The 23,265-nt window shown below is 66.5% G+C and carries 20 protein-coding genes; 3 read left to right on the top strand and 17 right to left on the bottom strand.

Annotated elements, in window-relative coordinates:
- Positions 1-17: 17 nt before the first annotated feature.
- The 11 genes from cysW to DK459_RS20805 form a co-directional block, all read right to left on the bottom strand.
- Complete coding sequence (cysW, locus tag DK459_RS20855; RefSeq protein ID WP_006388285.1) at positions 18-917, bottom strand: sulfate ABC transporter permease subunit CysW; 900 nt, start codon at positions 915-917, stop codon at positions 18-20.
- The gene (cysT, locus tag DK459_RS20850) at positions 914-1,804 is read right to left on the bottom strand and encodes a sulfate ABC transporter permease subunit CysT (RefSeq protein WP_006388284.1); all 891 of its coding nucleotides are present in this window, start codon (positions 1,802-1,804) and stop codon (positions 914-916) included. Before cysT ends, cysW begins: the two co-directional genes overlap by 4 nt.
- Positions 1,805-1,828: 24 nt before the next feature.
- Positions 1,829-2,857, bottom strand: a complete 1,029-nt coding sequence (locus DK459_RS20845; RefSeq protein WP_045952804.1) for a sulfate ABC transporter substrate-binding protein — start codon at positions 2,855-2,857, stop codon at positions 1,829-1,831.
- Positions 2,858-3,083: 226 nt separating this feature from the next.
- A complete protein-coding gene (locus tag DK459_RS20840) occupies positions 3,084-3,725 on the bottom strand; it encodes a peroxiredoxin (RefSeq protein WP_020924580.1) in 642 nt (213 codons plus the stop codon).
- A gap of 153 nt (positions 3,726-3,878) precedes the next feature.
- On the bottom strand, positions 3,879-5,705 hold the full coding sequence (locus tag DK459_RS20835) for an acyl-CoA dehydrogenase (protein WP_054472005.1): 1,827 nt from the start codon (positions 5,703-5,705) through the stop codon (positions 3,879-3,881).
- Positions 5,706-5,866: 161 nt separating this feature from the next.
- Entirely contained in the window at positions 5,867-7,570 is a 1,704-nt protein-coding gene (gene aspT, locus DK459_RS20830; RefSeq protein WP_047992263.1) for an aspartate-alanine antiporter, read from the bottom strand.
- A 37-nt stretch (positions 7,571-7,607) separates the two neighbouring features.
- A complete protein-coding gene (locus DK459_RS20825; protein ID WP_110135038.1) occupies positions 7,608-9,422 on the bottom strand; it encodes a bifunctional aspartate transaminase/aspartate 4-decarboxylase in 1,815 nt (604 codons plus the stop codon).
- Positions 9,423-9,481: 59 nt separating this feature from the next.
- On the bottom strand, positions 9,482-11,173 hold the full coding sequence (aspT, locus tag DK459_RS20820) for an aspartate-alanine antiporter (RefSeq protein ID WP_110135037.1): 1,692 nt from the start codon (positions 11,171-11,173) through the stop codon (positions 9,482-9,484).
- 194 nt (positions 11,174-11,367) lie between these two features.
- Entirely contained in the window at positions 11,368-12,297 is a 930-nt protein-coding gene (locus tag DK459_RS20815) for an electron transfer flavoprotein subunit alpha/FixB family protein (RefSeq protein ID WP_006388275.1), read from the bottom strand.
- 1 nt (position 12,298) lies between these two features.
- Positions 12,299-13,048 carry an electron transfer flavoprotein subunit beta/FixA family protein gene (locus DK459_RS20810; RefSeq protein WP_006388274.1) on the bottom strand — a complete coding sequence of 250 codons (750 nt, stop codon included), beginning with the start codon at positions 13,046-13,048 and terminating at the stop codon, positions 12,299-12,301.
- Between the two features lie 81 nt (positions 13,049-13,129).
- Positions 13,130-14,053 (bottom strand): histone deacetylase family protein, encoded by a 924-nt coding sequence (locus DK459_RS20805; protein ID WP_006388273.1) that lies wholly within the window; start codon positions 14,051-14,053, stop codon positions 13,130-13,132.
- 10 nt (positions 14,054-14,063) lie between these two features.
- On the opposite strand from DK459_RS20805, the gene mltB reads away from it, so the two are divergent.
- Entirely contained in the window at positions 14,064-15,221 is a 1,158-nt protein-coding gene (gene mltB, locus DK459_RS20800; protein ID WP_006388272.1) for a lytic murein transglycosylase B, read from the top strand.
- 106 nt (positions 15,222-15,327) lie between these two features.
- Here the strand turns inward: mltB and DK459_RS20795 are convergent, their stop codons facing one another.
- Positions 15,328-16,377, bottom strand: a complete 1,050-nt coding sequence (locus DK459_RS20795) for a cyclase family protein (protein ID WP_006388271.1) — start codon at positions 16,375-16,377, stop codon at positions 15,328-15,330.
- Positions 16,378-16,445: 68 nt separating this feature from the next.
- Here DK459_RS20795 and DK459_RS20790 point away from each other — a divergent pair, with 68 nt between their 5' ends.
- Entirely contained in the window at positions 16,446-17,222 is a 777-nt protein-coding gene (locus tag DK459_RS20790; protein WP_024068178.1) for an IclR family transcriptional regulator, read from the top strand.
- Positions 17,219-18,199: a tripartite tricarboxylate transporter substrate binding protein gene (locus DK459_RS20785; RefSeq protein ID WP_006388269.1), complete on the top strand. Its 981-nt coding sequence runs from the start codon at positions 17,219-17,221 to the stop codon at positions 18,197-18,199. The genes DK459_RS20790 and DK459_RS20785 overlap by 4 nt, the downstream gene beginning before the upstream one ends.
- 122 nt (positions 18,200-18,321) lie before the next feature.
- On the opposite strand, the gene cysM is transcribed toward DK459_RS20785, so the two are convergent.
- From cysM to lapB, 5 genes are all read right to left on the bottom strand, one after another.
- Positions 18,322-19,233 carry a cysteine synthase CysM gene (gene cysM, locus DK459_RS20780; RefSeq protein WP_026382781.1) on the bottom strand — a complete coding sequence of 304 codons (912 nt, stop codon included), beginning with the start codon at positions 19,231-19,233 and terminating at the stop codon, positions 18,322-18,324.
- A gap of 159 nt (positions 19,234-19,392) precedes the next feature.
- Positions 19,393-19,935, bottom strand: coding sequence for a DUF655 domain-containing protein (locus DK459_RS20775; protein ID WP_065423303.1), 543 nt, complete (start codon positions 19,933-19,935; stop codon positions 19,393-19,395).
- 197 nt (positions 19,936-20,132) lie between these two features.
- Positions 20,133-21,122 (bottom strand): ADP-glyceromanno-heptose 6-epimerase, encoded by a 990-nt coding sequence (rfaD, locus tag DK459_RS20770; protein WP_110135036.1) that lies wholly within the window; start codon positions 21,120-21,122, stop codon positions 20,133-20,135.
- Entirely contained in the window at positions 21,119-22,060 is a 942-nt protein-coding gene (gene rfaE1 / locus DK459_RS20765; RefSeq protein WP_006388266.1) for a D-glycero-beta-D-manno-heptose-7-phosphate kinase, read from the bottom strand. Before rfaE1 ends, rfaD begins: the two co-directional genes overlap by 4 nt.
- Complete coding sequence (gene lapB / locus DK459_RS20760; RefSeq protein ID WP_194957051.1) at positions 22,057-23,253, bottom strand: lipopolysaccharide assembly protein LapB; 1,197 nt, start codon at positions 23,251-23,253, stop codon at positions 22,057-22,059. The genes rfaE1 and lapB overlap by 4 nt, the downstream gene beginning before the upstream one ends.
- Positions 23,254-23,265 lie beyond the last annotated feature (12 nt).

Raw genomic sequence — 23,265 nt, 5'->3', positions numbered from 1 at the left:
CCGTCTGGCCGGCCGCGTCAGGCGACGGCCGGCTTGATGGCCGTCGCGGGCCCGGGATACTCGACCGGCAGCTCCGCCGCCTTCAGGTAGCGCGCGTTGCGCCACTCGATCACGTTCTTGGCCACCAGCGTCACCAACGCCAGCAGCGCCAGCAGCGAGGCCACCGCGAACGCCGCCGAATACTGGTATTCGTTGTAGAGAATCTCCACGTGCAGGGTCATGGTGTTGGTCAGGCCGCGGATCTGGCCCGACACCACCGAGACCGCGCCGAACTCGCCCATGGCGCGCGCATTGCAGAGAATGGCGCCGTACAGCAGGCCCCACTTGATGTTGGGCAGCGTCACGCGCCAGAAGATCTGCCAGCCGCTCGCGCCCAGCGTCAGCGCGGCCTGCTCTTCCTCGCTGCCCTGCGCCTGCATCAGGGGGATCAGCTCGCGCGCGACGAAGGGGAAGGTCACGAACAGCGAGGCCAGGATGATGCCCGGCACGGCATAGACGATCTTCAGGTCGTGCGCCTGCAGCCAGTCGCCGAACCAGCCCTGCGTGCCGAACAGCAGCACGAACACCAGGCCGGCCACCACCGGCGACACCGAGAACGGCAGGTCGATCAGCGTGATCAGGAACTGCTTGCCGCGGAACTGGAACTTGGTGATGGCCCAGGCGGCGGCCACGCCGAACACCAGGTTGACCGGCAGCGCGATCGCCGCCACCACCAGCGTCAGGCGGATCGCGGCCAGCGCATCGGGCTCGACAATGGCCTCCAGGTACAGCTGCCAGCCCTTGCGGAAAGCCTCGTAGAACACCGCGGCCAGCGGCACCAGCAGGAACAGTGCCAGAAAACCCAGCGCCAGGAACAGCAGGATGCCGCGCACCCAGCGCGGCTCGGTCAGGTGGGCGGGACGGTCAACAAAGCTCATGCCTGTCTCCCGAGGCCACGACGGGCCTGCCAGCCCTGCAGCAGATTGATGACGAAAAGCAGCACGAACGACAGCACCAGCATCACGGTGGCGATGGCGGCGGCGCCGGCATAGTCGAACTGCTCCAGCTTGGCGATGATCAGCAGCGGCGTGATCTCGGACACCATCGGCATGTTGCCGGCGATGAACACCACCGAACCGTACTCGCCCACCGCGCGGGCGAACGCCAGCGCGAAGCCGGTCATCAGCGCCGGCACCAGGCTCGGCAGCAGCACGCGGCGGATCGTCTGCCAGCGGTCCGCGCCCAGGCTGGCGGCGGCCTCCTCAATCTCGCGCTCGATGTCTTCCAGCACCGGCTGCACCGTGCGCACCACGAACGGCACGCCGATGAAAATCAGCGCGATCACGATGCCCAGCGGCGTGAACGCCACTTTCAGGCCGAACCAGTTGGCCAGCGGCGCGCCCAGCCAGCCCTTTTCCGCGTACAGCGCGGTCAGGGCGATGCCGGCCACGGCGGTGGGCAGCGCGAACGGCAGGTCCACCAGCGCGTCCAGGATCTTCTTGCCCGGAAAGCGGTAGCGCACCAGCACCCAGGCCACGATGGTGCCGAACACCAGGTTCACCAACGCCGCCAGCAGCGAGGCGCCGAAGGTGAGTTGATACGACGCCAGCACCCGTGGCGCCGTCACCGCGTCCCAGAAGCCCTGCCAGCCCAGCGAGGCGCTCTTGATCGGCAGCGCCGCCAGGGGAATCAGCACGAGCACGCTCAGGTACAGCACCGCGTAGCCCATGGAAATGCCGAAACCGGGCAGCACGCCCGGGCTGTTGCGCCGAACGGCAAAAGGCGCCCGCGCGCCCTTTGCGGTCGGAATCGAGGCTGTAGTCATGGCCGTCGTCCGCTGGTTGTCCGCTTACTTCTTCTGCGGCTGGTAGATCTGGTCGAAGGTGCCGCCGTCGCTGAAGTGGTCCTTCTGCGCCTTGCGCCAGCCGCCGAAGATCTTGTCGTCGATGGTCACCAGCTTGACCTTGGGGAACTTGCTTTCGTACTTGGCGGCCACGGTCTTGTCGATCGGCCGGTAGTAGTTCTTGGCGATGATTTCCTGGGCTGCCGGGGTGTAGAGGAATTCCAGGTAGGCCTGGGCCGCGGCGCGGGTGCCCTTCTTGTCGACGATCTTGTCGACGATGGCCACGGGCGGCTCGGCCAGGATCGACAGCGACGGCACCACGATGTCGAACTTGTCCGGACCCAATTCTTCCAGCGCCAGGAAGGCCTCGTTCTCCCACGCCAGCAGCACGTCGCCGACGCCGCGTTCGACGAAGGTGGTGGTGGCGCCGCGGGCGCCGGTATCCAGCACCGGCACGTGCTTGAGCAGGTCGCCGACGTAGGCGCGCGCCTTGTCTTCGCTGCCGCCGTTCTTTTCCAGCGCGTAGGCCCAGGCAGCCAGGTAGTTCCAGCGGGCGCCGCCCGAGGTCTTGGGGTTGGGCGTGATCACCTGTACGCCGTCCTTGACCAGGTCGTCCCAGTCCTTGATGTGCTTGGGATTGCCCTTGCGCACCAGGAACACGATGGTCGAGGTGTAGGGCGAGCTGTTCTGCGGCAGGCGCGCCTGCCAGTTTTCGGGCAGGAGGCCGCGGTCGGCGATGGCATCGATGTCGTAGGCCAGCGCCAGCGTCACCACGTCGGCTTCCAGGCCGTCGATGACCGAGCGCGCCTGGCGGCCGGAACCGCCGTGCGACTGGCGGATGGTCAGGTCGACGTTGGCCTTTTCCTTGTATTGCTTGATGAAGGCGTCGTCGATGGCGCGGTACAGCTCGCGCGTCGGATCATAGGACACGTTCAACAGCGTCTGCTTCTGCTGCGCCTGCGCCGGCGCGATCGCGGCAAGAGACATCGTCACTGCGGCCAAGGCGGCCAACCATCCGGCTTTCCTGAAAGACATTCCTTGCTCCCTTCGCGTGTTTGGCAATGTGGAAGCAAGTGTGCCGGCGGCCTGTTCTGAACGGAACGAATCATTCTTTGATTGCTCATCGCTTCCAGGCATATAGCGCGCCCGCCGCAAGGCGTGAAAAAGCCGCGCATTCCCAGGGAATACGCGGCTTTGCTGGCGCTTTTTCGGGCGCCGTCCGGACGGGCGGCGCTGGCCGCCCCATAAACGGATTTCTTATTTACTTATTCGGCTGGGGCGTAATGCGCAGGTATGGACGCACCGCCTTGTAGCCCTTGGGGAACTTCTGCTTGATCACGGCTTCGTCCTGCAGCGACGGCACGATGATGACGTCGTCGCCATCTTCCCAGTTGACCGGCGTGGCCACGCTGTGGCTGTCGGTAAGCTGCAGCGAGTCGATGACGCGCAGGATCTCGTTGAAGTTGCGGCCGGTGCTGGCGGGATACGTGATGATCAGGCGCACCTTCTTGTTCGGGTCGATGATGAAGACCGAGCGCACCGTCAGCGTGGCATTGGCGTTGGGGTGGATCATGTCGTACAGCTCGGACACCTTGCGGTCCTTGTCGGCCAGGATCGGGAAATTGACCTTGGTCGACTGGGTGTCGTTGATGTCCTCGATCCACTTGGTGTGCGAGTCGGCGCCGTCCACCGACAGCGCCAGCACTTTCACGTTGCGCTTGGCGAATTCGTCGGCCAGCTTGGCGGTGTAGCCCAGTTCGGTGGTGCAGACGGGCGTGAAGTCGGCCGGATGCGAGAACAGCACGCCCCAGCTATTGCCCAGATACTCATGGAAACGGATCGGGCCGGCGGAGGATTCCTGCTCGAAATCGGGCGCGGTGTCGCCCAGGCGTAGATGGCTCATGGTGTCTCCTGCTTGCGGACTCGGGTTGCGGAATCGACCGGCCGCCCTGTCCGGCGGCCGGCTGGAAAAACGTTTCGGCGGCGGCCTGTGCCGCCCTCCAAAACGATTCTTCCATCAAACCTGTTGCAGGGGAAATACGCAAGACATATAACCTTATGCAATATTCGCGGCGGCGCCGCAGGCGTCCGCCACCACGCCGGCGCGCACCGCCGCCGACAGCGCCAGGGCGCGCGGCAGAATGTGGGCGGCGTAGAACAATCCGGTCGCCAGCTTCTCGCGATGGAACGGATCGGTCGATCCCGCCGCCAGGTGCCGGCGGCACGCCAGCACGGCGCGCGCCATCTGCCAGCCGCCATGCACCACGCCGGCCAGCATCAGGTACGGCACGCTGCTGGCATAGACGGCGCGAATGTTCACCGCCGTTTGCTCCAGGATGAATTCCACCCCCGACTCGTAGGCCTGGATCGCGCTGTCGAGGTTGTCGCGCAGCAGGCGCAGGCCGTCGCGCTCGGACGCCGCGGCGCGCGAGGACTCGGCCTCGACCGCCCGCAGCGTCTCGCGCATGGCGGCAATGGCGGCGTAGGCGGTGGCACCGGCATCGCGCTGGGTCTTGCGGCTGACCAGGTCATTGGCCTGGATCGCGGTGGTGCCCTCGTAGATCGGCAGGATGCGGGCATCGCGGTAATACTGGGCCGCCCCGGTCTCCTCGATGTAGCCCATGCCGCCGTGCACCTGCACGCCAAGCGAGGCCACCTCCACCGCCGACTCGGTGGCAAACCCCTTCACGATGGGCACCATGTATTCGTAGAAAGCGCGGTTGCGGGCCCGCTGCTCCGGGTCGGGATGGTGAGTGCCCTTGTCGTGGGCCGCCGCCGTCACGTAGGACACGGCGCGCGCCGCCTCGGTCAGCGCCTTCATCGTCAGCAGCATGCGTTGCACGTCCGGATGGCGCGCGATCGCGACGGCGGCGCTGGAACCTTCCACGGCGCGTCCCTGCACCCGTTCGCGCGCGTAGGCCAGCGCGTGCTGGTATGCCCGCTCGGACACGCCGATGCCCTGCTGCCCGACCGAATAGCGGGCCGCGTTCATCATGATGAACATGTATTCCAGGCCGCGATTCAACTCGCCCACCAGGTAGCCGACCGCGCCCTCGCCCGCCTCGCCCTTGCCGGATCCGTACAGCAGCACGGCGGTGGGACTGCCGTGGATGCCCAGCTTGTGCTCCAGCGACGCGCACCAGACATCGTTGCGCGGCCCCAGGGAGCCATCGGCCCCGACCAGGAACTTCGGCACGATGAACAGCGAGATGCCTTTCACCCCGGGCGGCGCGTCCGGCGTGCGCGCCAGCACCAGGTGGATGATGTTCTCGGCCAGATCGTGCTCGCCGTAGGTAATGAAGATCTTCTGGCCCGACAGGCGGTAGCTGCCGTCTTCCTGGCGCACCGCGCGGGTGGCGACCTGGGCCAGGTCCGAGCCGGCCTGCGGCTCGGTCAGGTTCATGGTGCCGGTCCATTTGCCGCCGATGAGATTGGGCACGAACTTCTTGCGCTGTTCTTCCGAGCCGACGGTGAGGATGGCCTCGATCACGCCGTCGGTCAGCATCGGGCACAGCGAGAACGCCAGGCTGGCCGCCTGGATGTTCTCGCCGGGCGCGGCCGCCACCAGCTTGGGCAGGCCCTGCCCGCCCCAGGCCTGCGGATGCTGCAGCCCCTGCCAGCCGCCGGCCGCGTAATCCTTGAAGCCCTGCGCGTAGCCCGGCGTGGCGGTGACCTGGCCATCGTTCCAGACCGGCGGGCGCGTATCGCCGGGCACGTTCAGCGGCGCGATTGCCTGCTCGACGAATCGGCCGTTTTCTTCCAGGATGGCGTCCACCAGATCGGGCGTCACCTCTTCGAATCCGGGCAGCTTGAGGACGTCGTCCAGGCCGGCCAGTTCCTTCAGCGCGAAGCGGAAATCCTGCAGCGGGGTAAGGTAGGGCATCTTGTCTCCATGAGCCTGCGCCCGTGACGGCGGGTGCGGCGGGGTGCGATGGGATGCCGCCTTGGGCGACAGGCATGGCGCGGTCGCTGGCGGTCTCGGTAGTTTCCCTAGCCTATGTTAAACCCTCGCTCCGCCTCATGGCGCGACGCGCCCTGCCGGCCTCATCCACCGAGGTGATGCGCCAGCGACACGATGATCGGCCCCAGCACCGGCAGCAGCACGTTGGCGATGGCGTAGGTCACCGTGTAACCCAACAGCGGCACCGCGCTGCCGCTGGCCCCCAGGATGGCGCTGATCGCCGGAGTGCTGACGTGCTGGCCCGCGATGGCGCCGACCAGCAGCGGCCCCTCTATCTTGAGTATCTTGTGTCCGACCCACAGCGACAGGCAGGCCGGCCCGAGCGATACCAGCAGGCCGATCAGCGGCAGCACCGCGCCATGCTCGCGGATCAGCGCCACCGCCTCCGGCCCGGCCGACAGGCCGACGCAGGCGACGAACACCGCCAGGCCCAGATCCTTGAGCAATTGCACCGCCTGGTCCGGCATGTGCCCCAATGCGGGTCGCTTGGCGTTGATCCAACCGCACACCAGGCCGCTCACCAGAGCGCCGCCGCCGCTGCCCAGCGACACCGGAATGCCCCAGAGGCGTGCCCCCAGCGCGCCGATCATCAGGCCCGCGAGAATGCCGAAGGCCAGGAACACCAGGTCGGTAACGCCGCTGCGCCGCAGTTCGTTGCCCAGCCCCGCGCCTGCCTGCGACAGCTCGGGCTCCGCGCCCACCAGCGTCACCAGGTCGCCATACTGCACCACGGTGGCAGGCGTGAGCGGCAGCATATGGCCGGACCGCTGGATCGACTGCAGGAACACGCCCCGGGCCCGCTGCGCGCGCGGCCCCTTGGCCAATTCACCCAGGGTGCGGCCATTGACCGTCTTCCTGTTGACGATGACCTGCAGCTCGGCCAGCTGCAGGTCATCGGCATGCGCCTCCGGCAACTGGATTTCCGGCCCGACGACCGAGCCGGCCCGCAGCGCAAAGCGGCGCAGACCCAGCACGACGACGATATCGCCGGTGGCCAGCCGGTCCTCAGGCGTGGGCTCGATCGCCTCGCCATTGCGCAGGATGCGGCTGATGGCGGTGCGTCCGCCCAATTCGGCTTCGACCTCGCCCACCGTCCTGCCGTCCGCGTCCTTGACCACGTGCGAGCGGCCCACCAGCCGCGGCAGGGTCGGCAGCAGGTTCTCGTCGGTCTCGCCCGGCCCCCCGCCCAGTTTTTCCTCAAGCGCTTTGGAGGCCTCGCGCAGGTTGATGCGCAACAGGGCGGGCGCCACCTGGCTGGTGAAGAACACGATGCTGATCAGGCCCACCAGGTAGGTCAGCGTGTAGGCGGTGGCGATATTGGCCTCCATGCGCTGCACGTCGGCGTCGGCCAGGCCCAGGTGCTTGAGCGCCTCCGCCGCGGTCCCGACCACGGCCGACTCGGTTGCCGCCCCCGCAGCCAGTCCAGCCGCCGTGCCCGCGTCCAGCCCGAACAGCGGCACCGCCAGCAGCACGATGGTCAGCACCAGCAGCGCCTCGATGATGGGCAGCACGATGTAGCGCAGGCTGGACCGGTTCAGGTTGGCGAAGAACTGCGGTCCGCCCGAATAGCCCATGGCGAAGATGAACAGGGCGAACGCGACCTCCTTCAGATCGCCGCGCATCTGGCAGCCGGTCTGGCCGATCAGCAGGGCAACGATGAGCGTGCCGCACACGCCCCCCAGCTGGATCGGCCCGATCTTGAGCTTGCCGATCAGGTATCCCAACCCCACCGTCAGGAACAGCACCGCGATGGGAACATTATTGAAAAACCCGACTGAGCACGTCATGAGGTCATGTCACCCTGGATCTGGCGGACGATGGCGGCTACTTCGCCCCTTTGGTGGCCGAGCGCTCGGCCTTGGCGGCCTTCTTGACCGCCTGCTTCACCGCCTTCTTGGCGGCTTGCTTGCCGGCGGCCTTGCGCTTGGCGGCGGCGGGCTTGACCTTCTGGCCCTTGCCGGCGGTCGGACCCGAACGCACCAGTTGGCCGGCCTTCCAGGCCTCGACGTATTCCGTGGCGGCGTCGACCATGTGCTTGCCGATCTTGGAATAGTCGCCATCATCCAGGTTGGCCAGCGAAATGCGGATGGACCAGGGCGGCCCGCCGAACCCGCCGCCGTCCATCAGCACCACGCCCGACTTCTCGGCCAGGCGGAACAGGAAGTCGACCGGCTCGTAGTTGGACGTCATGTATTTGCAGAAGGCGTCGCCATAGGTGTTCTTGGCCCAGACCATGAAGTCCAGTTCGACGTAGTACCAGCCGCGCATCGGATCCTCGGGCGGCAACGGCACGCCCAGCCCGCGCCACAGCGCATCGCGCCGCGCCCGCACGATCCGCATGGTCAGGTGCTTGTACGCGTCCTTCAGGTCCAGCAGGTGCGACAGGGCGAAAAAGCCCATCTGCACCTGTTGCGGCAGCGACAGGCCGGCGGTGTGGTTCAGCGCCACGTTGCGGCTGTCGGCCACCATGCGGTCGATGAACTTGAGCTTCTCGGGCTCCATGGTCATGGCGCCATAGCGCTTGTTCAGGCGGTTCTTCCACGATGCCGGCAGTTCGGCGATTCGGCGGTCCATGGTGTTCTTTTCATGGGTCGCGATCACACCCAGGCGCCAGCCGGTGCAGCCGAAGTTCTTCGAGAACGAATACACGCAGATGGTGTTGTGCGGCACTTCGGCCATCAGCGAGCGGAAGTTCGGCACGAAGGTGCCGTACACGTCGTCCGTCACCAGCACCAGGTCCGGATTCTTGCGGATCAGTCCCACGATCTGCTTCATCTCGACCGGGCTGAAGGCCACCGACGGCGGATTGCTGGGGTTGACGGTCACCGCCAGCTTGATCTTCGGATTCTCGAGCTTGGCGATTTCCGAGGCCGGATAGTGCCAGTCGTGGGTGCCGTCGGCGCGCACGCTACTGGCGTTGATAGCGACGATCTTGAACTGGAAGCGCTCCAGGTGCGCGATCTCGATGTAGGGCGTGAAGGTCGGCAGGAACAGCGCGATGGTATCGCCCTGCTTGAGCAGCCCGTTCTGCATGAGCGAATCGAAGATGTAGCACATGGCCGCCGTGCCGCCCTCGACCGGGAACAGGTCGAACTTGCCCTTGGGCGGCCGGCCGTCGCACATTTCCTTGATCAGGTAGTCATGCACCACCTGCTCCAGGTGCACCAGGGCACGCGGCGGCACCGGGTAGTTGTCGCCGATGACGCTGTCGGTCAGCTCATGGATCCATTCGTCGGGCACGAAGTTCTTGATCTTCACGCCGTACTCAAGCACCCCGGCCAGGAAGTCCGCGCCCGCCGCGCCCTTGTTCTTGGACAGGAACTTGCGCAGGCGATCGGCGCAGCCCTTCTTGGGCGGCATGCCCGCCAGGATCACATCGTCGCGCACGCGGCGCGCTTCCTTCATGGCGAACTGGCCCAGCAGGAAGAAGGCGTCGCGCGGTTCGGTGGCAATCCAGTTGGGATTGCCGCGGCCCGCGTTCAACATGGTCAGCGCGGCCGTCTGCTGGGTGTCCTTGGCCAGCGTGATCAGATAATCCTTAAGTTCAAAGGGCGACAGTTGCTCCAGGTCGCGCTGGCGCGAGCGTGTGGTTTTCAGGGCCGAGGCCAGGCTGACGGTGAGAGGCGCGGTGGAAGCCATTGTTCAGTTACTCCTGGTTTGCGATTGACGGACGAGATTGCCTTCGGCGGAAACGGCCCCTAGGTCATGAGCATGACGATGACGATGCCCCAGATGATGAGCAGGGTGTTGCCGATGGCGTAGGGCACCGTGTAGCCCAGCGCCGGCACCTGGCTCTTCGCGGTCTCGGTGATCTGGCCGATGGCGGCGGTGGTGGTGCGGGCGCCGGCGCAGACGCCCAGCACGATGGCCGGATGGAACTTGAACACGTAGCGGGCGATGTACACCCCCAATATCATCGGCACGCTGGTGGCGATGATGCCGGCGATGAAGAGCTTGGCGCCCAGCTGCTGGAAGCCCTGCACGAACCCCGGCCCCGAACTGATGCCGACCACCGCCACGAAGGCAGTAAGGCCGACCGACGTCAGGAACCAGTGCACCGGCTCAGGCACCCGTCCGAAGGTCGGATGCACCGAGCGCAGATAGCCGAAGATGAGGCCGGCGATGAGCGAGCCGCCGGAGGTCGACAGCGTGATGGGAATGCCGCCCACGGTCAGCACCAGCGTGCCGAACAGCCCGCCCAGCAGGATGCCGAAGCCCACGAACACCATGTCGGTCTGCTCGGTGGCGCGGTCCACGTACCCCACCTTGCCGACCACGCGCTCGACATCGCGCTTGGCGCCAAGGATGAACAGGCGGTCGCCGCGATCGAGCTTGAGCCCCCAATTGATCGGCATCTCATGGCCGCCGCGAACCACTTTGCGCAGGAACACGCCACGCCCCAGTGCGCGCACTTGCTCCATTTCGGCGATTTCCTTGACGGTCTTGCCCGCCAGGTTCTTGTTGGTCAGCACGACCTCGACGATCTCGGCGGGCAGGTTGATCAGGTCACGGTCCTCGACTTCGGCGCCGATGATCCCGGCCGCCTGCAGCACCAGCGCGTCGTGCCGGCCAACCACGCCGAGCACGTCGCCGGCCTGCAGCACGGTGGTCGAATCGGTATCGAGGATCTGGTCGCCGCGGCGGATGCGCTCGATGAACACGCGCGCCTCGACAAAGCGCGACTCCAGCTCGCCCACCGTCTTGCCGGCCAATTCGGGATGATCGAGCTTGTAGGCGCGCGAGATGAACTTGCGATAGCCGGACAGCTCCATCGAATCGGCGCCGCCGGACATCTTGGCCTCGTACTCCTTGCACTCCTTGACGATGTCCACGCGCATCAGCTTGGGACCCAGCGAAGCCAGCAGCCAGGCGCTGCCGACGGTGCCGAAGATGTAGCAGACCGCGTACGCCACCGGAATGCTGTCGATCCATTTCTTCTTGGTGGCCGCGTCGATGCCAAGGCCGTTGATGGTGTCGGTCGCCACGCCCATCACCGCGGAAATGGTCTGCGCGCCGGACAGCAGGCCCGCCCCCGTTCCGGCATCGAAACCGAAACCGACGGCCGTGCCCCAGGTCACCAGCAGGCAAATGACGCAGATTATGACGGCGAAGATGACCTGCGGCAGGCCATCGCTTTTCATGCCGCGAAAGAATTGCGGCCCGACGCCATAACCCAGGCCAAACAGGAACAGCAGGAAGAAGACCTGTTTGACGATCGGGGCGATCGTGATATTGAGCTGGCCGACCAGCACACCGACCAGCAAGGTGCCGGTCACCGCCCCCAGGTTGAATCCGAATATCTTCTTGGCGCCTATCCAATACCCCAGCCCGAGGGTAAGGAATATTGCCAGTTCAGGGTATTTCCGCAGAGTGTCAAATAACCATTCCATCCCGAATCTCCTTCGTTATGTACAGGCCAAGCACTTGCGCGAATCCTAGCTGCGCGCGGCATACATTATCAGAATCCTTCAAAAGATCAAAAGATTTGCTCGGTAAATATCAAATGGTTTCGATTGTCAGGCGGACAAGAAAAAGCCCGCGGACATAACGTCCGCGGGCCCGGGTATGAATATCAGGCGAAGGCTTACAGCGCGCCGGTCAGTTCGGGCACCACCTGGAACAGATCACCCACCAGGCCATAATCGGCCACGCCGAAAATTGGCGCTTCGGGATCCTTGTTGATGGCGACGATGACCTTGGAATCCTTCATGCCGGCCAGGTGCTGGATGGCACCCGAGATACCGACGGCCACGTACAACTGCGGCGCGACGATCTTGCCGGTCTGGCCGACCTGCCAGTCGTTGGGCGCGTAGCCGGCGTCGACTGCGGCGCGCGACGCGCCCAGGGCGGCGCCGAGCTTGTCGGCCAGCGGATCCAGGATCTTGAAGTTCTCGGCGCTGCCCAGGCCACGGCCGCCGGACACGACCACGCGGGCGCCGGCCAGTTCCGGACGGTCGCTCTTGGCGACTTCGCGGCCGACGAAGCTCGACAGGCCGGAATCGGCCACGGCGGCGACGTCTTCCACGGCGGCCGAGCCACCCTGCGCGGCCACGGCGTCAAAGCCGGTGGTACGCACGGTGATGACCTTGACCGGATCGGCCGATTGCACGGTGGCGATGGCGTTGCCGGCGTAGATGGGGCGCTGGAAGGTATCGGCGGATTCCACGCCGATGATGTCGGAGATCTGGGCAACGTCGAGCTTGGCGGCAACGCGCGGCGCGACGTTCTTGCCCGAGGCGGTGGCCGGGAACAGGATGTGGCTGTAGCCCGAGGCCACGGCCAGCACCTGGGCGGCGACGTTCTCGGCCAGGCCGTCGGCCAGTTGCGGCGCGTCGGCCAGCAGCACCTTGGCCACGCCGGCCGCCTGCGCGGCCTGGTCGGCCACGGCGCGGGCATTGGCGCCGACGACCAGCACGTGGACGTCGCCTCCGATCTTGGCGGCGGCGGCGACGGCGTTCAGGGTTGCGCCCTTGAGCTGGGCGTTATCGTGTTCGGCAATAACCAGCGTCGTCATCTCAAACCACCTTCGCTTCGTTCTTGAGTTTATCCACCAGGGCCGCGACATCGGCCACCTTGATGCCGGCCTTGCGAGCGGGCGGCTCGCTGACCTTGAGCGTCTTCAGGCGCGGCGCCGGATCGACACCCAGTTCTTCGGGGGTGACGGTGTCCAGCTGCTTCTTCTTGGCCTTCATGATGTTCGGCAGCGTGACGTAGCGCGGCTCGTTCAGGCGCAGGTCGGTGGTGATGATGGCCGGCAGCTTGAGCGTCAGCGTTTCCAGGCCGCCGTCCACTTCACGCGTGACGGTGGCCTTGCCATCGGCCAGCTCGACCTTGCTGGCGAACGTGGCTTGCGGCCAGTCCAGCAGCGCGGCCAGCATCTGGCCGGTCTGGTTGGCGTCGTCATCGATGGCCTGCTTGCCCAGGATCACCAACTGCGGCTGTTCCTTGTCGACCAGCGCCTTGAGCAGCTTGGCCACGGCCAGCGGTTGCAGTTCGGCGTCGGTCTGGACCAGCACGCCGCGGTCGGCGCCGATGGCCATGGCGGTGCGCAGCGTTTCCTGGCATTGCGCAACGCCGCAAGAAACCGCCACGACTTCGGCCACGGCGCCCTTTTCCTTCAGGCGGGTGGCTTCCTCGACGGCGATCTCGTCAAAGGGGTTCATCGACATCTTCACATTGGCGATATCCACGCCGGTCTGATCAGACTTGACGCGCACCTTGACGTTGTAGTCAACGACGCGCTTGACAGGTACCAACACCTTCATCCCGCTGCCTCCAAATGGAAATAATTACCCGGGGGGAGTTAACGATCCGCCGGGATCGCATTGCACAATTTTTTCCTGATTCTACAGCTTCGCCAGCGCCCGTATATGGGCCACGACGCTGCGGCCCAGGGCGGACAGGTTGTAACCGCCTTCGAGCGTGCTGACGATCCGGCCCTGGCAGTGGCGTTCGGCCACGTCCACGAGCTGCTCGGTGATCCATGCATAATCGGCCTCCACCAGCCCCATTTGACCCATATCGTCCTCGCGATGGGCGTCGAATCCGGCCGAAATCAGAATGAGTTCGGGGCGGTGCGCCTCGAGTCGCGGCAGCCAGGTGTCGGTGACGATGGTGCGCACTGCGGCGCCCGCCGTATAGGCCGCCACCGGCACATTGACCATGTTGGCCGCCGGCTGCTCGGTGCCGCTGTTGGGAAAGAACGGGTGCTGGAAAATGCTGCACATCAGCACCCGCTCGTCGCCGGCGAAGACGTCCTCGGTGCCGTTGCCGTGGTGCACGTCGAAGTCGACGATGGCCACCCGCGCCAGGCCGTGGAACTCCATGGCGTGGCGGGCCGCGATGGCCACGTTGTTCAGAAAGCAGAAGCCCATGGCCTGCGAGCGGCAGGCATGGTGCCCGGGCGGACGCACCGCACAAAAAGCCGTGCGGGCCTCGCCCCCCATCACCGCATCAACGGCCGCCACGCCCGCGCCCGCCGCGTACAGCGCGGCTTCGTAGGTATGGGGGTTCATCAGGGTGTCCGGATCTATCGGGTAATACCCGTGTTCCGGCGTATGCTCGCGCAGACTGTCCAGGTACTGGACAGTGTGCACCCGCAGCACGTCGTGGCGGGACGCCTGCGGCGCCTGCCGGTCATCCAGATAGGGCATCAAGCCGCTGGCAAGCAATTGGTCGGAAATGGCGTCCAGCCTCTGCGGGCTCTCCGGATGCCAACTGCCCATTTCATGCAAGCGGCATGCCGGGTGGGTAAGATACATGGTCTCCATAAGGAAGATTATGTTCATCTGTCGGCGATTACTGCAACTCGGCACGCTTTCGGCCCTGCTGGCCGGGTGCTCCACCACCGCTCCCACCGCCCCCAATCCAGCCGCCGGCCAGCCGCCGGCGGCCACCACCGGCACCACCCCCATCCGCATCGGACCCAGTACGCCGACACTCGGCTCCGAACCCGCCGATGACGGCCCGGCGGCCCTGACGCCCAGCGGCGCCCTGCGGCCGGAGGTGCGCGCCTTCGTCGAAGGCCTGGCCGCCGAACGCGACCTGCCGCTCAAGCCCATGGTCGCGGCGCTCGAAAGCGCGCGCTACAACGCCACTGTGGCGCGGCTGATCGCGCCCTCTCCGCCCGGCAAGAAAATCTGGCGCAGCTGGCTGACCTACCGCTCGCGCTTCGTCGAGCCCAAGCGCATCGGCTGGGGCGTGGAGTTCTACAACGAACATCGCGACCAGCTCAACCAGGCGGCGCAACGCTTCGGCGTGCCGGCCCCGATCATTGCGTCGATCATCGGTGTTGAAACACTGTATGGCCGCAACATGGGCAACTTCCGCGTGCTGGACGCGCTCACCACGCTGGCCTTCGATTATCCGGACCCCGCCAAGCCCGAGCGCGCCACCATGTTCCGCGGCCAATTGGCCGACTTCCTGACGCTGGCGATGAAAGGCAAGCTGGACATGGAAACCCGCGGCTCGTATGCCGGCGCCATCGGCATGCCGCAATTCATGCCCACCAGCATCAAGCACTACGCGGTGGATGGGGACGACAGCGGCCACATCGACCTGACCAACAACACCCGCGACGCCATCATGTCGGTGGGCAGTTTCCTGTCGCAGCACGGCTGGCAACGCGGCCTGCCGGTGTTCGCGCCGGTGACTCTGCCGGCCGATCCCACCGCCCTGGTGGATGGCGGACTGGAACCCAAGCAGACCTGGGGCACGCTGACCGCGGCCGGCGCGCGCCTGCAGCCCGGCGCCTCGGCCAATGGCTGGAGCAGCCAGCCCATGGGCGTTGTCGACCTGGTGGAGGAAGCCCGCGGCACCGCCCAGTACCGCGTCGGCACGCCCAACTTCTTCGCGCTGACGAAATACAACCGCAGCTACTTCTACGCCACCGCGGTGGCCGACCTGGCCAGCGAAATCGAGGCGCGCGTCGGCCGCTGAAGGCGCGGCGCCCGCCGCGCCCACGCCCGGCAGGCCCCGGGCGGCTGGAATGGCATGTCCCGGCCCTGCCCATTCCGGGTTGGCCCGGTCCAGGTCATCCCCTGGCTCAGACCGTGGCCACCGGCGTGGCGGGCGAACCCACCGCGCCCGGCAGATTCAGCGGCGGCGCGGTCAGGAGGAAGCGGCTGCGGCCGTTGGCGGTCAGCCAGCGGGCCAGCGCGCCCAGATACCACATCTCGCCGATCGGCAGGCCGAGCTTGAAAATGCAGTGGTGGTGCAGCGGCAATGCCGCGCAGCACGCGTTCGGCTTCTGCGTCGGGTAGATTTCCAGCGCGTGGTTGTCCGACGCCATGGCGGCCACCTTGGAATCGGTGATCCACTGCAGCAGCTTCTCGTCGCTGCCATCCAGCCCGGCGCAGATCTCATGCAGGGTGTGGTGATCCGGCTGGCGCTGCTTCTCCAGCAGCGCATCGCCGAATTCCGTGTGGAACAGCACGATATCGCCCTGCTCGATCTCGATGCCATCGGCCTCGATGATGCGCATCAGATCGTCGTAGCCCACCGACTTCTGCTCGCGTCCATAGTGGCGCGCCAGGTCGACCATCACGCCGCGGCTCTGCAGGCAGGACTCGGCCAGCTGGGTGATGTCCAGTTTCTTGGCATGGGAGGCGCCGCCCTGGCCCAGGTCGGTCTTGGCGAAGCCGTTGTCGACGTCGTAGTCCACCGGGCCGACCACGTGTTCGTTGGGACGGTAGCCGTTGTAGTAGACGCGCTCGGGCAGGCCATCGCCATTGGCGTCGAACAACGCGCCCACGTGCGCCAGCGAATCCCACTGGGTCGAATACTGCAGGCTCATCTCGACAATGTCGTCGCTCAGCACGTCGACGCATCCCGGGCGCAGGCGGCCCAAGGGGAAGTTCAGGTACTGGTCGCCGTCGCGTTCGGTGGGGCGCAGCTTGGGCGGATGGCGGCGCACGTTGACGCCATTGCCGCCGGGATAGTCCAGCGGCAGCGACAGGCAGAAGCTCAAACCTTCGCGAACCTCCTGGATTCCCTTCATCACGTTCGCGGGAGTGATGTAATTCAGGCAGCCCCGTTGGTCATCAGGGCCGAAGTCCCCCCAGTTCGATCCCTCGGGACGGTTCTTCCATCTCATATGGCGCGGCTCCTTGGCCAGGAATTAAGAATTTGACACAAATTTATCACATATAGGATAATAACATCATGGATGTGAAAACAGCTGCCAGAGTCCTCGATGTCCTGAACCTCTTTGCCGAGGCGCAGAAGCCATTGCTGTACAGCGAAATCGCCGCGCAGATGGAGATTCCGCTGTCCAGCTGCCATGGCCTGCTCAAGACCATGGTGGCGCGCGGCTATCTCTACGAGATCGGCAAGAAACACGGCTATTACCCGACGCAGAAGCTGATCCACGTCGCCACCCTGATCTGCCGCAGCGACCCGCTGAACGCGGTGATCGAGCCGGTGCTGGCGCGGGTGCGCGACCTGACCGGCGAAACCGCCCTGCTGGCCAAGCTGGCGGACGACAAGGTGGTCTATCTGATCGTCGCCGAATCCAAGCAGACCATCCGCTTCTCACACCAGGCGGGCGGATTCAAGGCGGTGCACGCCACCAGCTCGGGCAAGGCCCTGCTATCGGTGCTGTCCGAGGACGAACGCCAGAAGTGGTTCAAGACCTATCCCGGGTTCGCCTCGTACACCGAGACCACCCTCACCAGCCAGGCCGCCTTCGAGCGCGACCTGCAGGCCGGCATCCAGCGCGGCTGGCAACGCTCGCTCGGCGAAAACGTCGAGGACGTGATGTCCATCTCGCTGGGCTTCAAGGCCTATGAACAACCCTTTGCCATCGTGGTGGCCGGCCCCCTGGGGCGCATGCAGAAGAACGAAGCCACCACTGGGCAGCAACTCAAAGAGGTCAAGGCGCTGCTGTACGCGGCCCTGCCCTCGGCCAACCTTACCTTTGTAGGAGAAGACAGCAGATGAACAAGCGCACTTTGCTCGCCGCGGCATGCTCGGCAATCGCCATCGGCGCCCTGCCCCTGGCTGGCGCGCAGGCCCAGGATGCCTATCCCGACAAGCCGATCCGCGTGATCATGCCGTGGGCCGCCGGTGGCCCGACCGACGTGGTGGGCCGCGTGATCGCGGTGCGCATGGGCGAGATCCTGGGCCAGCCGCTGGTGATCGAAAGCCGGCCCGGCGCCAGCGGCACCATCGGCGCCGCCCAGGTGGCGCGCGCGCCGGCCGACGGCTACACCGTGCTGATGAATCCGTCGGTGCAGGGCATCTACCCCGCCCAGTTCAAGAGCCTGACGTTCGACCCGATCAAGGATTTCCGCATGGTCGGCGTGCTGGGCACGGTGCCGATGGTAGCGGTGGTACCGCCTGATTCGAAGTTCAAGACCTTCGGCGAGCTGATCGCGCAGGCCAAGGCCCAACCGGGCTCGTTGAGCTTCGCCTCGCCCGGCGTGGCCACCCTGCCGCACCTGGCCGGCGAGCTGATCAACACCACCACCAAGGCGTCCATCTCGCACGTCGGCTACCGTGGCAGCAGCCCGGCCCTGACCGACGTCGCCGGCGGCCACGTCGACCTGATGTACGCGCCGCTGGCCCCCGCCCTGCCCCTGATCCAGAGCGGCAAGGTGCGCCCGATCGCCGTCACCACCAAGGCCCGCCTGGCCGAACTGCCCGACGTGCCGACCATCGCCGAAAATGGCCTGCCCGGTTTCGACATCGTCACCTGGTACGGCATGTGGGTGCCCAAGGACACGCCCGAGCCCATCGTCGCCAAGCTCAACAAGGTCATGATCGAGGCCTCGCAATCGCCCAAGGTGGTCGAGGCGCTGAAGTCGCAGGGCACCCTGCCCAGCACCATGACCTACCAGGAAGCCGAAGCCTTCAACCTGGCCGAAAGCGCGCGCTGGATCAAGGTCATGAAGGACGCCAACATCCAGCCCGAATAAGGCCCTGGCGACAGTCCGCGCCGCATGGCCGGGCCTCGCAACGCAAACGCCCCACGTCCCGGACGGTTTCCGGGACGTGGGGCGTTTTTCCTGGGCGCGGGCAACGGCGCCGGCGCGCGGCCTCAGGCGTTGAAGACGCCCGTGGACAGGTAGCGGTCGCCGCGATCGCAGACGATGAACACGATGGTCGCGTCATTGACGCGCTCGGCCACGCGCAAAGCCGCGACCAGCGCGCCGGCCGACGAAATGCCGCCGAAGATGCCCTCTTCGGCCGCGAGGCGGCGCGCCATGACCTCGGCCTCGGCCTGCTCGATCGATTCGTAGGCGTCCACTCGGCTGCGGTCGAAGATCTTGGGCAGGTAGGCCTCGGGCCACTTGCGGATGCCGGGAATCGACGAACCCTCGGCCGGCTGCGCGCCCACCACCTGCACCGCCGGGTTGCGCGACTTCAGGTAGGTGGACACGCCCATGATGGTGCCGGTCGTGCCCATGGCGCTGACGAAGTGCGTGACGCGGCCTTCGGTCTGCGTCCAGATTTCCGGACCGGTGGTCTCGATATGCGCGCGCGGATTGTCGGGGTTGGCAAACTGGTCCAGCACCACGCCGCGGCCGTCCGCCTGCATTTCGGTGGCCAGATCGCGGGCGTATTCCATGCCGCCCTTGTCGGCCGGCGTCAGGATCAGCTCGGCGCCATAGGCCGTCATGGCCGCGCGCCGTTCCACCGACAGGTTGTCGGGCATGATCAGGATCATGCGGTAGCCACGCATGGCGGCCGCCATGGCCAGCGCGATGCCGGTGTTGCCGCTGGTCGCCTCGATCAGCGTGTCGCCCGGCTTGATGTCGCCGCGCTCCTCGGCATGCCTGATCATGGACAGCGCCGGCCGATCCTTGACCGAACCGGCGGGGTTATTGCCTTCCAGCTTGGCCAGGATGACGTTGCCTCGGGCCGCACCGGCGGCTCCGGGAATGCGCTGCAGGCGCACCAGCGGCGTATTGCCGACGGTCTGCTCGATAGTGGGATAGGTAGTAGTCATGCTGCCGATCATAACCCCGCCCGGCGCCGGGCGCCGCCAAAAGCCGCGCTCGTGCCAGGGGTTCACGCCACGGGGCGGCCCCCCTGCCCCAAGGCCGGCCAACGCGGGAAGGCCTCCTCGCGCCTATCCGGTGGATGGCGAAGCGCCGGCCTTTGCGGATCAGGGGCGCGGCGGAGATACCGCAGCAGGTCGGCCTGCCGCCGTCGGCTTGGCTGCGGCCGCCTTGGCGGCGGCTACGCCAGCGCCGCCAGGCCTGGCCGTGCCGGCCCCACGCTCCCGTGGTGCGAGGGGCTTGGCGGCGGACTCCGCCTTGGCGGGGGCGCCAGCTGCCGTCGACGCGGCGCCGGACGCGCTCACCGTCAGGCCGGCCGCCCCGAGGGCCTGGGCCTTTTTCTGGCTGATGCCGCGCACCCGCTCGGCCAGGTCTTCCAGCGATTCGAACCGGCCGGCGCGCTCACGTTCGCTGACGATGGTCTGCGCGGTACGCGGACCGATACCGCGGATGCCCGCGAGTTGCTGCGCGGTGGCGTCATTCAGGTCGAGCGCCTGCGCCGGCGCGTGCGCCACGCCGGCCGCCAGCAGGGCGACGCCCAGCGCCTGGCGCAAGCCGGTCCGCGCACGCGCGGAGGTGGCCGTACGCGGGCGGTGCCACGGCAAGGCCGGCAGGCGGCGGGCGACAGTGGAATGCAGGAAGGGATTCATGAACAGGTCTCCGGAAAAAGCGCGGGGCAACGGCTGTTGCGCCACGTCCTGATCATGGCCCGTCCAGGCACACAGGCGGGCAAGCAGTGATCGGTTTCATCCACCCCGGCAATCACGTAGACAGGAAAAAAGCCGCCTGTGGCACGGCGGCTTTGTCACGCTCGAGCAGGCGGCGCTTGCGGGCCGCCATGTGCCGCCTACTTGCGGGCGCGCCAGTAGCGCACGTACTCGGACACGCCGGTCTGCACGTCGCGCATGGGCGCGCTGAAACCGGCGGCGCGCAAGCGGCTCACGTCGGCCTGGGTGTAGCTTTGGTAGCGGCCTTTCAGGTCGTCGGGGAACGGGATGTAGCGGATCAGGTCCAGTTCCACCAGTTGCGCCAGCGTCAGTTGCGCTTCGCCGCGCTCGGCGCGCAGCGTGTTGACCACGGCCGCCGCGACGTCGTTGAACGGCTGGGCGCGGCCGGTGCCGCAGTTGAAGATGCCCGACTGTTCCGGATGGTCGAGGAAGTGCAGGTTCACCGCCACCACGTCCTCCACCGAAATGAAGTCGCGGCTCTGGCCGCCGTCCACATAGCCGTCCCAACCGGCGAACAGGCGCACATGGCCATGTTCCAGGAACTGGTTCATGTTGTGGAAGGCCACCGAGGCCATGCGGCCCTTGTGCTGTTCGTGCGGGCCGTAGACGTTGAAGTAGCGCAGGCCCACGACCTGCGCGGTCAGGCTGTCCATGCGCTGGCGCAACACCTGGTCGAACAGCAGCTTGGAATAGCCGTAGACGTTGAGCGGGCCCTCGTTGCCGGGGTCTTCCACGTAGACCGACGAGCCGCCATAGACCGCGGCCGACGAAGCATACAGGAACGGGATGCGGCGCGCCTGGCAGAACTCGAACAGTTCCAGCGTGACGCGGTAGTTGTTGTCGAGCATGTAGCGGCCGTTGCGCTCGGTGGTGTCCGAGCAGGCGCCCTGGTGCAGCACCGCGCGGATTTCCGGCAGGCTGCCATCGGCGACGCGGCGGCGGAAGTCGTCCTTGTCGAGGTAGTCGGCGATCTTGCAATCGACCAGGTTGACGAACTTGTCGCCTTCGGTCAGGTCATCCACCGCGATGATGTCCACGATGCCGCGGCGATTCAGGCCACGCACCAGGTTGCTGCCAATGAAGCCCGCGGCTCCGGTAACGACGATCATGAGAGTTCTCCTGCCAGTTCGGCGGCGGTGACGACGGACGTGCCCAGCTTGCCCACGGCGATGCCGCCGGCCCGGTTGGCCCAGCCCATGGCATCTTTCCATGGCAGGCCGATGGCGCGCGAGACGGCCAGCGTCGCCAGCACGGTATCGCCCGCGCCGGACACGTCGAACACCTCGTGAGCCTGCGCGTCGATGTGCTCGCGGCCCGTGTCGGTAAACAAAGTCATGCCCTGCTCCGAACGCGTCACGAGCAGGGCTTCCAGATCCAGGTCGGCGCGCAGGCGCTGCGCGCGGTCGGTCAGTTCGGATTCACTATTCCAGCGGCCCACGGCCTGCTGCATTTCCGAGCGGTTGGGCGTGACCAGCGTGGCGCCACGGTAACGGGAGTAATCGTCCCCCTTGGGATCGACCAGCACGGGGATCCCCGCGCTGCGGGCCAGGCCGATCAGCGATTCGACCCGTGCCAGCACCCCCTTGGCATAATCGGACAGCACCACGATATCGTGATTGGCGAGGTGGCGCGCCAATGCGGCGTCGATGCTGTCGAGCGCCTCCTGCTGCGGATGCTGCTCGAAGTCGACCCGCAGCAGTTGCTGCTGGCGACCCAACACCCGCATCTTGAGCGTGGTATGCAGGCTGCGGTCGGTGATCAGGTCGGCCTGGACGCCGGCCTCCGCGGCCAGGCGCCGCACGCTGTCACCCGCCTCGTCTTCGCCCAGCACGCCGACCAGGGTGACGTGGCCGCCCAATGCCGCGACGTTGCGCGCCACGTTGGCCGCGCCGCCCAGGCGATCCTCGCGGCGCGCCACGCGCACCACCGGCACCGGCGCTTCAGGCGAAATTCGCTCCACCTCGCCGAACCAGTAGCGGTCCAGCATGACGTCGCCCACCACGAGCACCCGGCTATGCGAAATGGATTCGACGGGAAATTGGCTCATTCAAGTTCTTCCAGACGGCGCGGCGCGTAGGTTTCCCAGGCATTGCAGCCAGGGCACTGCCAATAGAAGCGGCGCGCTTGAAAACCGCAGCTCCGGCACGCATAGCGGTCCAGTCGTTGCGTATGTTTGTGGATCAGGCTGCGCAGCAGCGTCAGGTCCGCCCCGGGAACGGGGCCCTGTTCGCTGGCGCCTTCGGGATTGGCGAGCTCGGCTTCCAGCAAGCGGTCCAGCCCGAGCAGCGAAGGATGGTTGCGCAAGGCGCCGCGCGCGAAAGCCCAGGCCGTCGCCGACCCCTGCTGCACGCGCAATTCGCGGAACACGACGTTGAACAGGTCGAGCGACGCATGGCGCGTGTACTGGCGCTGCAGCAGTTCCAGGCCGGCCTCGACCTGTCCGGCGGCCCGATAGTTGGCCAGCAACTGCTCGGCCACCAGGCCGACGTATTCCGGGGCGTCGGTCATGACCGACTCCAGATACAGGCGCTCGCGCTTGGGATCCTGCTCGATCAGGGCCAGGCGGGCGCGCAGCATCGCGGTGCGCACCATGGCGCCCTTGCTCGACATGCCGGCATCGGCGGTCGACAAGGCGTGGTCGGCGGCATCCAGGGCGGCATGCGCGGCGTCGATGTTGGGCGGCTTGGCCGCCAGCGCCGTCGCGGCCTGCTCGCAGTAGTAATGGACGATCTGCGGCACCGGCTCGTCGACCAGGCCATGCAGCGTCTTGACGGCCTCGATGGCGCGCGGCCAGTCGTGCTCGGATTCGTAGATGCGGATCAGCGATCGCAGCGCGGGCAAGGCGTAGCGGGTGTCCTTGAGCTGCTCGAAGCCGCTTTCGGCGCGATCGAGCATGCCGGCCTTGAGGAAGTCCTGCGCCAGCTCGTGCTGCGCGTGTTCGCGCTCGGCGGCCGGCAGGTCGGAACGGTTCAGCAGGCTCTGGTGCACCCGGATGGCGCGTTCCATTTCGCCGCGGCGACGGAACAGGCTGCCCAGCGCGAAGTGCAGTTCGGTGGTCTCGGGATCGAGCTTGGCCACTTCGACGAAAGCATCGATGGCGCGATCGGGCTGCTCATTGAGCAGGAAGTTCAGGCCCCGGAAATAGGAATCGGGCAGGCTGCGGGTTTCCCGCAGCATCTGCCGGATGTCGAAGCGCGCGGCCAGCCAGCCGAGCGCGAACAACACCGGCACGAATATCAACCATCAAGGTTC

The organism is Achromobacter sp. RW408, assembly GCF_003184165.1.
GTDB lineage: Bacteria > Pseudomonadota > Gammaproteobacteria > Burkholderiales > Burkholderiaceae_B > Achromobacter > Achromobacter xylosoxidans.
Note: the sequence above shows the minus strand (reverse complement) of the source record. Positions and strands in the feature narration are given on the sequence as shown.